At 43.0% G+C, this 12,269-nt stretch carries 10 protein-coding genes; 1 reads left to right on the forward strand and 9 read right to left on the reverse strand.

The features are described 5' to 3' along the window. The first annotated feature begins 7 nt into the window (after window positions 1–7). Entirely contained in the window at window positions 8–373 is a 366-nt protein-coding gene (locus MJ611_RS16325; protein WP_250431272.1) for a hypothetical protein, read from the forward strand. A gap of 526 nt (window positions 374–899) precedes the next feature. Here MJ611_RS16325 and MJ611_RS16330 read toward each other — a convergent pair. From MJ611_RS16330 to MJ611_RS16370, 9 genes are all read right to left on the reverse strand, one after another. After that, window positions 900–2,327 (reverse strand): T9SS type A sorting domain-containing protein, encoded by a 1,428-nt coding sequence (locus tag MJ611_RS16330; protein ID WP_250431274.1) that lies wholly within the window; start codon window positions 2,325–2,327, stop codon window positions 900–902. A 516-nt stretch (window positions 2,328–2,843) separates the two neighbouring features. Next, a complete protein-coding gene (locus MJ611_RS16335; protein WP_250431276.1) occupies window positions 2,844–3,935 on the reverse strand; it encodes a glycosyltransferase in 1,092 nt (363 codons plus the stop codon). Beyond that, the gene (locus tag MJ611_RS16340; RefSeq protein ID WP_250431278.1) at window positions 3,932–4,912 is read right to left on the reverse strand and encodes a glycosyltransferase family 2 protein; all 981 of its coding nucleotides are present in this window, start codon (window positions 4,910–4,912) and stop codon (window positions 3,932–3,934) included. Before MJ611_RS16340 ends, MJ611_RS16335 begins: the two co-directional genes overlap by 4 nt. A gap of 181 nt (window positions 4,913–5,093) precedes the next feature. After that, on the reverse strand, window positions 5,094–6,107 hold the full coding sequence (locus tag MJ611_RS16345) for a glycosyltransferase family 2 protein (protein WP_317233148.1): 1,014 nt from the start codon (window positions 6,105–6,107) through the stop codon (window positions 5,094–5,096). Then, window positions 6,104–7,036, reverse strand: a complete 933-nt coding sequence (locus MJ611_RS16350) for a glycosyltransferase family 2 protein (protein WP_250431281.1) — start codon at window positions 7,034–7,036, stop codon at window positions 6,104–6,106. The genes MJ611_RS16345 and MJ611_RS16350 overlap by 4 nt, the downstream gene beginning before the upstream one ends. Window positions 7,037–7,043: 7 nt before the next feature. Next, window positions 7,044–7,991 (reverse strand): polysaccharide deacetylase family protein, encoded by a 948-nt coding sequence (locus MJ611_RS16355; protein WP_250431283.1) that lies wholly within the window; start codon window positions 7,989–7,991, stop codon window positions 7,044–7,046. A gap of 75 nt (window positions 7,992–8,066) precedes the next feature. Next, a complete protein-coding gene (locus MJ611_RS16360; protein WP_250431285.1) occupies window positions 8,067–9,689 on the reverse strand; it encodes a glycosyltransferase in 1,623 nt (540 codons plus the stop codon). A 1-nt stretch (window position 9,690) separates the two neighbouring features. Next, window positions 9,691–10,956: a glycosyltransferase family 2 protein gene (locus MJ611_RS16365; protein WP_250431287.1), complete on the reverse strand. Its 1,266-nt coding sequence runs from the start codon at window positions 10,954–10,956 to the stop codon at window positions 9,691–9,693. 19 nt (window positions 10,957–10,975) lie between these two features. Then, the gene (locus MJ611_RS16370) at window positions 10,976–12,259 is read right to left on the reverse strand and encodes an ABC transporter ATP-binding protein (protein WP_250431288.1); all 1,284 of its coding nucleotides are present in this window, start codon (window positions 12,257–12,259) and stop codon (window positions 10,976–10,978) included. Window positions 12,260–12,269 lie beyond the last annotated feature (10 nt).

Raw genomic sequence — 12,269 nt, forward strand, 5'->3', positions numbered from 1 at the left:
GTTAAGCTTGGTTAATGAAGTAAATCCTACCGATGCAGGCTCAGGTAAGATTTCATCATTAGTAAAATCTTCAGCAAATAAGAAACTATTATCTATAGTACTTTTTGTATATTTAGAGATTTTTGGATTCGAGAATACTGATGTAGGTCGTATCGTTCCTGTCTTCCAACCGGTATCACTCTTCGGCTTAATCCCTATAGCACTGCTATGTTTAGCACCGGTAATGAGGTACTCCCAGGAAGAATTAAATAGTACAAAGTTAGTGTGTGCAGCTAATAGGAAGGATGAAAATAAAAGGCAAAATAGTGTAGTAGTAAACTTTATCATAACTAAAACGATAATTCATTGCTACAAATTTTTAGGTCAAGATTAGAGCCAGGCATTGTCCTCCTATTCATGGAATTCAGCCTGTGACAGTTCCTAGAATTGTGTAAGAGCCTTAAAGTAAATGGCTCAAACATTACCGTACTGGCGCCAGTTAAATTCTTTTATAAGTATTAATAATAAGATAGTTGTACTTTAAAGGGGTTTACTATGTTGAAGCCTTTATTAATTGAGGGAACGTTGTGTTAAGCTTCGTGAATAAAGAGGCAGGATAATGGCATAACAATATACAATGTTAGTAATGTACAGAAGATTCTCTTGTGTACAACGCGGGAGAAAGAGAGGCAGACGTGAGCTTTTCCTAAATAGAATAGTAGCTCTGTTTAGGTCTAAATTATCCTTTTAATTAATTTATGTTTTTTTAAGCATTCATAAAAATACTTTCTAATCGATAAACCTGCTACTGACGGGAATCTGGATGTGACAAGTCAACAAGTATACGAATACACAGTTTAGAACACTTATACTTTGAATGAAATGTAAAGCAAGCGGCTCAAGGTGGTGTTGATAGCCTGTTACTTATTATAGATTAGTTTCAGCGATTTACTTTCAGACTCAGCTTGTAGCCTTATCATATAAAGACCTCTGGATAAAAATTCTCCGTTTAGTTCTAGTGTATTCTCTCTGCGTGCCTCAGCTCTGCCTTTACCTATTGTGGCTATAAAGGATCCTTTGCTGTCGTAAAGGTCAATTGTGTAATCAGTAGCTTTTCTAAACAGGAAGTGTAACGTTGTTGTACTTGCAAATGGGTTCGGGTATACAGTAAAAGTATCACTGATGTTGCAAGCGTCAGAAGGCGAAGGGTTGTCAGATGCTAACACGCCAGCTACATACTTGTCATCCGAAGCTAAAATTACCACTTCAGAGCCCGGGTTGCTCTTCATGCTAGTGGGGTTATTATAGAATCCTTCAATTAAGGTATATTGTTCCCCAAAGGAGATATTATTAGTAGATGTTTCCCTATAAACTATTTTTCCGCCTGCGTCAGCAGATGTATAAACGACCCTTAGCTTACCCAGATCTTCATTAAGAAGAACAATTGGTCTGGTGCCTCTGTTGTTCACTTCATATAAATTGTCCCAGGTTCCGGAAGGGCGACGTACGATCAGGGAAACCAAAGGATAAGGTAATCTTTCATATTCTTTCCTGTATTCTGTCTTTATAGCGCAGTATAAGGTACCGTCTTTTGCTACTGCCATATTGATATGATCATTGGCCATACCTTTGCCAATGTCAAGTGCTGATTGCGAAGCAGGTATCTCATCTTCTGACCAGGTAGCCGGATCATCACCATCATTGTGGAGTTTAAAGCCAAATCTCCTTATGTTTTGATTAGACCATATCACCCCCACCTTTCCGGGAAGGGCTACTACGGCAGATATATCATCAGCATGTATGCCCTTCGCCAATAATATTGGTTCGCTCCATTCTTTATAAGGAGAGTCGCTCCACCGAACGTTGATATCATCCACACCATCTGACGCCAGCCACATCCTGCCGTTGCCATCAATATCAATAGTAGCCGTCTCCACTTCATTATCGAGCGTTATCGTTACGGCTGATGTTCTGTTAGTCCAATACTTGTAATTGTAAGCGGCAGAATCATACTCTAAGGATACCAGTCGGGATGTGATGCCCTGATAGAGAAAAACGTGCACAACGTTATCTACAACTTTGCAATCGGCTTTTGAATCTGTCTGATCTGAGATCGTAAGCATTTTGGTCCAGGAGTCATCGTCTAATCGCCAGAGGTGGGTTCCTGTTGCATTAGAGAAGACTGCCCAATGATAACAATCATAAGACCATACTTTAGACTGTGGCCTGTCTCCTGTATTGATCGTTGTTGCTTCCTGTTTAAGATTTGTAAGAGAAGAAAACTGTGCACTTAATTTTAAGGGTAATATTAAAATAAGGAGTATAAGGGAGGTAGAGATTTTTGCCATAGATAGACCTGTATAGTTAATATCCTTTATTGAACATATGGAAGAATAACGGCTAATCTACTTTAGAGCTCTGGAACAACCGTTGCCCTAAAATCTTAAGCGGTGTCTGGTAAATGACTACAGGAATCTTAGCTCCAGCATACCATCACTAGTAGAAGTCAACAAGTCTGGAGCCTAAGATCCGCAAGCGAAGAATATGTACTATAAAACGAAAAATTTAAAATAAAGATAGACGATTTGATATCTTTTTTCAGATATTTTAAAGGTATAAGATCTAAGAGAGATGGAGTTGAAGAGAATGATAGGTATATGTAAAAAGTTGATCCTGGATATATAGTGAAGCTTACATATTTAGGGGTGGCACAAAGTATTTGTTTCCTGTCTTAGATCAGGTACAGTAAGCCTCATGTATTTTGTAGTGGTAACACACATTGGCTGAAATTGGAAACAATTGTTACCCGTGGGCTACGAGTGTTCTAGTAGCTTATCCCTATACTTGCTGGATGGAACTGCTGGTTATAAGAAGATTTCTTTATTAAGAATTTTTCCTTTAGACAGATCTTCTTTCGAAAAGGAGGTCTTTTCCTTTTGCAGACTAGGCCGTAGTTCTGTTCGCTCAAAATCAACGATCCGGGAGAAGTTTCGACGCATGGTATTGTATTTACTGAAACTCAGTATCCTTGCTTTAAGAGCTATTATTCGTAGCGTATTCAGTTTTGCCTCATCAGACTCCGGTTTTTGCCATTGTTTCTGTACTAGCAGCGGCACCAGCTTTCGGATGTATGTCAAAAACGTTTTCAGATATTTTAGATGGAAGGACAAATTGCTCTTACCACCCATACTTACTCTAATGCGGTAGGGGATCAATACATCAAGACTTTGTGCTCCTTCTTTGTATAGGCGGACACAGTATTCCCAGGTAATTCGCTTCTCGGGCATAAAGTGCTTAAACCGGAGTTTTTCTTCATACCATATATCATAACCAGCCAAGGCAATAGCGTAACATAATTCGTAGTCGCCGCCAGCACTGAGGCAATTGGCTATTCTGTCGGTAAGCATCGGCCGGAAGCCTGCTTTTGCTATTGAATTATAAGCTGCTTTTCTTAAAATGAAGCCAGCACCATAGACATAATTGTGCTTTACCTTACCTGAACTTTTTCCCTGAGGCCCGCTTGCAAAGGATGTAAGCCCTTCGGCCCATTTGGGAGGAGGGGATTCGAATACCAGACTACCGTAGCCACCCAGCACACCTATCAAAGGTTGCTGCAGCATCAAATCATAGGCTATGTTTATGTAATCCGGGTTTAGCCAGTTATCATCGTCGCAAAACAATACGAATTCATACTTAGACTTTTCTAAAGCCAGCTCGCGGGCATAGGATAAGCCTTGCTTGGGTTGGTAAAGTAGAGAGAAGCTAACCGGATTTTTATACTTATCCCACTCTGCCTGAGCAACTTTAGCTGTGTTATCTGTGGAGGCATTATCTACCACGATAAACTCCCAGTTGATCTCCGGCCGCACTTGCTGTTGCGCAATATGCCGGATGGTTGGCGGAAGTAAGGAGGCTCCGTTGTAGGTGCAAACAATAACTGATATACCTAACCTCATGCTTTTTTGAAAAAAGTTTTTAAGTAAAACAGGGCAATCAGCAGGTATAATTTAGGGCTTCTGTCCAGGTTAAGAATCTGCTTTATCTGTGCTTCTACTATCTCTCTGTCATGGAATCTGTTCCAGAGCTTTTCCGCAATCTTCAATCCATAGGAGGCATAGTATCTTCTCGATTTACTTAATATTGTCTGTTTATTCTCATCTGGCAGGTGCTCCTGTATCAGCTTCATTACTGTTAACAGGTCCTGCAGATGTTCACCACTCCGGTACTTGCTCCCGGAAACCGAGTCGTGATGCATCCGGTATTCTGCTAAAACTTCTGGTGAATAGGCAACTGGATAATCACGCGCTATGCGCACCCACATCTCCCAGTCCTCACCATAAGAAGGACCATAAAAGGTTCCTAATTTTTCATATACTTCTCTTTTTACGACTATTGCAGCATACTGTATCCGCTGGCATTCACCTATGGCTGTAAGCCAATTTGGCAAAATCCCTTCATGCTGCATTTCAGGGCGTTTGTCGTGTAGAGTGCAGTCGTATTCATCTATATACCTATAGCGTGTAAAAGCCGCACCTGCTTCGGGGTACCTTCTGAAAAGATCTTCTATTTTATGATAATAGCCTTGCCTTACTTTATCATCTCCGTGCAGTAAATGGATAAACCTGCCCTGTGAGCGATTCAGGCAGGTCTCGAAATTGCGAAGGTTTCCCACATTGGTAGCCTGTCTGTAATACCTGACCCTGCCCTTGCCTATGTTATTTACCAGCAATTCTACGTCTGCATCCGTACTGCTATCATCAACTACTTCAATCTGCATTTTTGCTTCCGGTATATCCTGCATTAAAATACTTTCTAAGGTTTGCGGTAAGAACTTAGCGCAATTATAAACCGGTACCATAACAGACCACAAAGGCCTGTTTTTATTTTCAGGGAGCGGAAGTATAGCGGGGGGTGAGCCAAATATATTCGCCATTAGCAGATTTTATTCTCCTACATATTTGATTGATATACGGTGAAAGTAGATAATAGTATTCATATTTTGGTAAGATATATAAATTAAGTAAGTAAAAAATATATAAGACATGGTTTATAATTGCTTGTAACTGGTAGGTAACGCCTAAGCTATTACAGCTGGGTTAAGAAAGTGTGCTGTGTTATCGGTAAACAAATCTTTTTAAGGTCACTTTAAGCTGTTTGATAAGCGATTCAAATGTTTCGAGCTGATACAATAGCATAAGCTTCTGTAACAGGGGAAGTTGGTTGGTTAAATAGGAGATGATATACCTTCTTTTATAGTAAGAGGCAAGTTTGACTGGCGCACGCTCTAAATTAGGATTTGCTGTATTAAGTATAGATTGTGTGATGTAGTCGAGCTCTTTAACACAAGCAACAATGCGGTTAAGCTTTTTCTCAGCTAGCAGAGGCTGAAAGTTATGGCGGTAGCATTCTATAAAACTTATTGGAATTGTGTAGGAGTTACCGGCATAATAACGAAGGTTACGAAGCACCTGCGCTTGCTGGGCTTGCTCGTATTCTTCCTTTTTCAGGACCTGGTGTAAGCTCTGGCTTGTCTCCCGGTAGTCCAGCAGCGTTGCCGGCAGGGTGTGTATCCTGTATCTTCGGGAGAGTTGCCAGAAGAGCTCAAAATCTTCAGAGTAGGTTGCCGTATACATACCTACCTCCTTTACAGAATCTTTCCGGTACATAACTGTGGGATGATAGATCCAGCAGATAAAGGTCAGGTTATAGTAAAAATGCTCACTCTTCATCCTGTCCTGCCTGACAAATTGCCCACCTTCGTCTATTATTCTGGCAAAAGAAGATACCATGGCGCAGTCGGGGTTTGTCTGCAGGTAATGCAGTTGTTTTTCCAACCTGTCCGGGTAGCTTACATCATCCGCATCCATTCTGGCTATATAGTCTGTTTCGGCCAGTTCTATACCTTTGTTTAGCGTGGCTGATATACCTAAGTTTTTCTCATTTTGATAAAATCGTATGCGGGGGTCCTGGTACGATTGAATGATAGTTACGCTGCTGTCAGTAGAGCCATCATCAATTAACAGGAAATCGAAATCCTTATACGTCTGCTGTAGAATGCTGTCAATAGCTTCTCTGAGAAACCTTTCAGCATTATAAACTGGCATCAAGACAGTTAAACCTGGCATCATTTCCGGATTGCTTTTCTTATTCCTTTTCTGACGAAGCGTTTTACCTTGGCCGGTAGTTGTTCTGTAATAAAGTATAAATTGGGATACCGGTAAGGTACAAGCGCTTTCTTTAAGAGTTGGAGTGTCTTCTTATCCTGAATATGCTCCCGTATCAGGTACGCCTCTAGCCATTCCAGAAAGTAGCGCCGGACCAGGTGGTACTGTCCCTCTTCGTGCACCTGTTGCATAATAGAGCCGATGCGCTGGCGGTATTTGTTGTTACAGGAGGCAGATATAAATACTTTTTCCTTAAGGTATATCTTATGCAGGAAAGCCTGGTCCTCGTACAGTTGATACTGTTTTGTGAATGATTCTTCAAAGCCTCCGGCGTTTATGGCTGCCTGTTTTGCAACCATTAGTCCGGAGGGACACGGAGCCGCGCCATTGCTTAAAGGGTAAAGATAGCGCACCAGCTCTGCAGGCCGGTAAACTTTGCCCGCGGGCGCTCCCACAGGTATAGCAACATTCTTTTTATCATCACTGGCCCCACTGTACCAGTAAAGAGAGGCTTCTGCCACCATGGCAATATCTGGGTTTTGCTCAAAAATTTTTACCTGGTCTGACAATTTTTCAGCTAACCATACATCATCTGCGTCTAGAAAAGCCAGTAAATCTCCTTTTGACTGCCTGATGCCTTCGTTACGGGTGGCACTCAAACCTTTGTTGATGTGCCCGGCATGTTCGCAGTACATGATTTTACCCGGATGTCTCGCTGCGTATGCTTTGGCTAACCCCACACTTCCGTCTGAGGAGCCATCATCAACCAGCAGCAGCTCCCATTGGGAATAATCCTGTAGCAGCACGCTCTCTACAGCTTCGTGAAGAAACTGTTCCTCGTTAAAGAAAGGAATAATCACCGAAACAAGAGGCTGTTGGCTGTTTTGCATCATACTATTTTTAACAATAAAGGCTCCAATACTTTAGTCTGCTTTCAAATGCGGGGGCAGCTAAATTCTTTACCTGAAACCTGCCCATTTGATAAGCGGAACTATGATTGGTAATTATTTTTTCCTCTGTTGTGAAGGCTGCCAGAAAACCAAGGTCAGCGGCAAGAGCCATGGTTTCGCTGTTATAATTGCCATAGGGGTAGGAGAGGGTAGCCGCACTTCTGTTTGTTTTTTTCTCCAAATAACTTCTGTTTTCCATCAGCTCCTGTTTTTGGTAACTGGCAGGGTGATAACCTAGAGCTACATGCGAGACGGTATGAGCACCAATTTCAAAGAGACTATTCTTGGCCAATTCCTGCAACTGCTCTACTGACATGCTTCTGTAGTCCGACCTTATACTCTGTGGAGTGCCAACCCATTCTCTTATTGTTTGCAACTGGTGCTGTTGCTTTTGCGGTGGCAGCTCTTTAAGCAATTGCCATACTTGCAAAAACAGACGGCTTCGTACAGATACAGGAGGCTCATCAATTGCTTTCCATTGGCGATGTAAACTGTGTAATTCTTTATTTAGTATAGATTCTTGCCCCAGATTTGCTTCAACCAAAGTGCCAGCTATTTTTATACTTATAGTTTGTGGTAATTCATCCGTAAAAAGAAACAACTGCTCGAGTTCGTCCCACCAAAACTCTGCTTCTGTTCCTATATTTCCTGAGGTTACAAAAAAAGTGGCCGGTAAATTATACTTCTCCAGCAGTGGTTTCGCTACTACATAGTTATCCGCATAGCCATCATCAAACGTAATGGCTACCGTATTGCATCTTAGTTTTTTTCTTCGCACACGTTCTGCCAGTTCTTTTAAAGGCAACACCCTATAGCCTGCTTTCAACACCTGCAGTTGCTGTTCGAAGTTCTCCGGGCTAACAGCCATGTCCCAAATATCAACATCTGGTATTGCCACGCGATGGTACATCAGCACCAGGGCCCTGGGCTTAAAATACCTATTGATAATATGCCTAAGTTTGGCTCTCAACGTCTATCTTTTTACAGCTTTAACAGCAACAATAACCTGGTAGTGGGGGTCCTGTATATCCAATTTCTTTTGAGGTACTTCCGGCAGACCTACACCGTACAAAAAGGCACTTGCTGCAAATACGTTTCCATACGTTCTTATATCTGTGGCTCCTGCATCAAAGGTCTCCTCAAACAATTTTCGCATCGCTTTATCGGTAAAAGACCAGTACCAGGTTTCTTTCCATTCGCCATGGTCGATGGGCGTTATACCGGGTACAGTGAGAAGCAGCGTGCCTCCAGGTTTTAAGATGCGGTAGCAGGTGCCAAGCGCCCCTTTGAAATCATAGATCATCTGGAGTGTTTGCGTAAGGATAATACAGTCGAATAGATCATCCGGTATTTGTGGTGCATTGCTCAGATCGCCTATCAGGGTTGCCATCGGGTTACTTTCATTTACATGCAGTATATCGCTTTGCATTACCTTGGTGCCGCCAAACTGCAGGGTGTACTCGTTGTCACCTATTTCCAGCACCCGGCCTTGTATACTTGCTGCTTCTTTGCCCAGAAACTGCTCAATGTAATACCGGTCTATGGGGCCGCCTCTGTCGTAGCCAAAATCGGTACTAAGTGGCGTGGTTTTGTACAAGTCGCTTGGTTTAGCTTTGCCGGGCGCAGGGATGTAACTTTTGACAATTCCCATTCTGTGGAGAAGCCTCAAACTGGTAGCTGGCATTAGCTTCTTTACGTTCGCTTTGATCATGCTTTTCCTGCTCTTGAGTATGTACCGCATCAAAAGGGGTGGCCTGTACTTTAATAAGGTTAGTAAATTGGCTTTGGAAGGAGCTGTTTTATTCTGGCTCAGATTTTCGTAAAGTTCATGGCAGTAGTACTTTTTCCATATTTTTTGACCTGTTTTAAATGCCTTTCGCTCTTTTTCCGTTGTCAGCTTGTTTCTTTGCCGGTCCAGTGTACCCAGTACGCCGTTGAGCATCATCGGAACGTTGTTCGACATATTGGCCGAATGGATCCGGTAGACTGCTATCTTGTTCTGGTGGTGAAAAACCGGGTATTTCCGAGCAATGTTCAGGTATAGATCATAGTCTTCGCAGTTTCTTAATCTGGTATCATACAGGAATTCATCAAAAACCCATCTTCGGAAAAGGACAGTGGAGATCATGCCAATGTAATTGCCTTGTAGCAGGCGGCAGTAGTGGTCTGCGTGTACTTCCAGAGCCCCTTCCTTTATCGTATTTTCATTTATATAAAAGGCATCGAAAGTGCCAGAAACAAAAGCCAGCTCTTCATGCCGCGCTAGATAGCAGGTATTTACTTCTATGCCCTTCGGGTATAGCCAGTCGTCTGCATCCAGGAACAGTATAAAATCACCGGTACTATGGCGTATGCCTGTGTTGCGGGCTGCAGACAAACCTTGGTTCTGCTGGTAGATATACTTTACCCCCTCATACTGTTCTGAAACAGGCTTTGTATTGTCAGTAGAACCATCGTCTACTACAACTATTTCTGTGTACTTGTATGTCTGACGCAGTACACTTTCGATGGCCTTGTGCAGGTACTGCCCATGATTATAGCATGGGATGATAACAGAAACCAAAGGTTGGTTGCCAGTATGAGTACCTGTAGCCATACTATTTAGATATAGCGTTATTAAGTTTTCCCTTATTTCTGAAATAGTAAGCAAGACCAGATGCTGCACCACTTATTTGTGCCCACAGGGTACTATACTTTGCCTGATAATCAGGAAAGCCTTTTACAATGGATCTCGTGTATGCTTTCAGAAATAGCTTAAGAAGGTAGCGCTTGTAGCCTGCCTGCTGATGCTGCTTTTGTTGTGTAAGTGCTGCAGCGGTATGTCCGCGCATGTAGTAGAAAATCTGTTTCTTTAGCCCTGCTAATTCTTTCCTGTGCTCATGGAAAACGATGGCTCTTGGGTTATAAGTTATCGTTTGGCCATGTGCCAGGATACGGTACCACATCTCAGAGTCGCCGTTACATCCTGCAGCGCCTACATCCAGCATTTCATTGAAATAGCCAACTTCGTTGAAGATATCTTTTCTAAATGCCATGTTAGCTCCGGCTCCAATTCTCCATACCGGTGGCCCTTGTGTGAGTGTGGCACTAAAGAAAATGCGGTCGTATACTTTGTCGACGTAGCCTCTGTTAAAGCTCCAGTATTTTTCGAATAGATACTGTGCTCTTGTTGCTAGTTCAGAAGTGATAACCAGTCCTGTCATAGCTGCAACAGCTGGGTTCTGCAGGGTTTCCCACACATAATAGATCCACAGGGAGTGTGCCTGAACATCATCATCCACAAAGGCAACAATTGGAAAGGATGCTTTCTGTATACCAGTATTCCTGGCGATGTCAAGTCCTATCCTGGGCTCCCGTACATACTTCGCTTCCAAAAACTGATTTACTGTGTTGACTATGCTGTTTTCATCATCGGAAGCATTGTCCACTACTATAATTTCGGACGGTTTGCATCGTAGCTGGCTTAACATGTTAAGGCAGTTTTGCAGCTGAATAGGCCTGTTGCGGCTGCAAACGATAGCGGTCACCGGTACGATCTCAGGAAGCACAGCATGCGAGTAAGGCAGGAGCAGTTCACGCATCCAGCTGCTCCATTCTTCAAACTGATGGTTTATGATCCAGTGGTACCAGTTGGTGGCTTCTTTTTCCTGTAGTTGTGTATAGTAATTGATGGCCGGCGCTATAGCTTTTAATAATTCTTCACTATAGTTTATTTCTGTAGCGGGCTCTATAAATAATTGCCCCAAAGCTACATCCTGCCACCAGAACACCAGGTAGTTACCCTGCTGCGTAGCCAACTGTGGCTGTGTCAGCTGCTGATCTAGGTAAACATGGATGATGTGGTAGGGTGAATACTCTTTCATGAGGCACAGCTTGCTTGTGTTATTGATGAGCAACCATACTCTTTTGATGGAACAGGAACGGAAGCTTAGGCCGAACCGCTCCCCACCACTTGCCATACCACTGTATGTTTTCTCTGTAATCTTCCAGTTCAAACGACAGGCATTCCTCTAAGTAAAATAAAGAAACAGAGGTATCCTTTACTATGATAAGGGACATGTAATAAGCTCCGTCGTTGAGGAAATTACCCGGTATGGTGCACTCGCCTTCTACAATTCCTTTCTCGCATACTACCGAAGGCGAGGGAACATCAAAAATACATTCGCCGCCAGCAGTAAAAAGATGCAGACCAGACCCAAGCACGACACCATCCTGCATGTTCCAGAACTGAAATTTAACTGTTAACGGCACCCTGATGTCCAACGGATCCTCCGGGTTTTCCAGGTGTGGCACCAGTTCAACTGATTTAATGCGTACGTATTCGTTGCCAGGTGCCTCTGCCGATGTTTTCCAGCTTTGCCTGTACTTGGATTGCTGTATGCTCGAAATGTATTTGTTTACTACACCTGCCACCTCCCCAAAAGCCTGCATTTTGCCTTTGTTCAGCCAGATCCCTTTATCACAGAGGTTTTTTATGGCCTGCATGCTGTGGCTGACAAACAAGATGGTTCTTCCGTTTGCCTGGGATACTTCCCTCATCTTGCCTAGGCATTTCTTCTGAAAATCGGCATCGCCAACGGCCAATACCTCATCTACGATCAGTATATCTGGCTCTAGGTGGGCGGCTACCGCAAAGGCCAGACGTACGTACATGCCTGATGAATAGCGTTTTACAGGTGTGTCGATAAACTTTTCTACACCGGAGAAAGCTACAATCTCATCAAACTTGGCTTTAATTTCCAATCTGCTCATGCCAAGTATATACCCGCTGATGTAGATGTTCTCCCGGCCGGTCAACTCCTGATGAAAACCTGTGCCAACCTCCAGCAAACTACTTACTTTGCCTTTGCCTCTGACCACACCTGCTGTTGGCCGCACTATGCGCGAAATAATTTTGAGCAGTGTAGATTTACCCGAGCCATTGCTTCCGATTATACCAATCACATCGCCTTGCCTGACTTCAAAACTGATGTCCTGCAACGCCATAATAGACTGTGCTTGTTTAGAGGAATTGTATTCGTCTTGTAACAGGAAGAAAGGGTCTTGCCTTTTCAGAAAAGTGGAGGTCCACCACCGCTGCAGGTCCTGGCGAAAAGAGCCTGTACCGATTGTTCCCAGTCGGTACATTTTGTAAAGATGTTCTACTTCTATAACTACTTCAGACATGCAGCACCAA

It is taken from the genome of Pontibacter ruber (assembly GCF_023630205.1).
Taxonomy (GTDB): Bacteria; Bacteroidota; Bacteroidia; order Cytophagales; family Hymenobacteraceae; genus Pontibacter; species Pontibacter ruber.

What these genes read in the sequence shown, in the direction of transcription:
- MJ611_RS16345 (WP_317233148.1), bottom strand. Translation starts at nt 6,107, where the DNA reads ATGATGCCAGGTTTAACTGTCTTGATGCCAGTTTATAATGCTGAAAGG.
- MJ611_RS16350 (WP_250431281.1), bottom strand. Translation starts at nt 7,036, where the DNA reads ATGATGCAAAACAGCCAACAGCCTCTTGTTTCGGTGATTATTCCTTTC.
- MJ611_RS16360 (WP_250431285.1), bottom strand. Translation starts at nt 9,689, where the DNA reads ATGGCTACAGGTACTCATACTGGCAACCAACCTTTGGTTTCTGTTATC.
- MJ611_RS16330 (WP_250431274.1), bottom strand. Translation starts at nt 2,327, where the DNA reads ATGGCAAAAATCTCTACCTCCCTTATACTCCTTATTTTAATATTACCC.
- MJ611_RS16365 (WP_250431287.1), bottom strand. Translation starts at nt 10,956, where the DNA reads ATGAAAGAGTATTCACCCTACCACATCATCCATGTTTACCTAGATCAG.
- MJ611_RS16370 (WP_250431288.1), bottom strand. Translation starts at nt 12,259, where the DNA reads ATGTCTGAAGTAGTTATAGAAGTAGAACATCTTTACAAAATGTACCGA.
- MJ611_RS16335 (WP_250431276.1), bottom strand. Translation starts at nt 3,935, where the DNA reads ATGAGGTTAGGTATATCAGTTATTGTTTGCACCTACAACGGAGCCTCC.
- MJ611_RS16340 (WP_250431278.1), bottom strand. Translation starts at nt 4,912, where the DNA reads ATGGCGAATATATTTGGCTCACCCCCCGCTATACTTCCGCTCCCTGAA.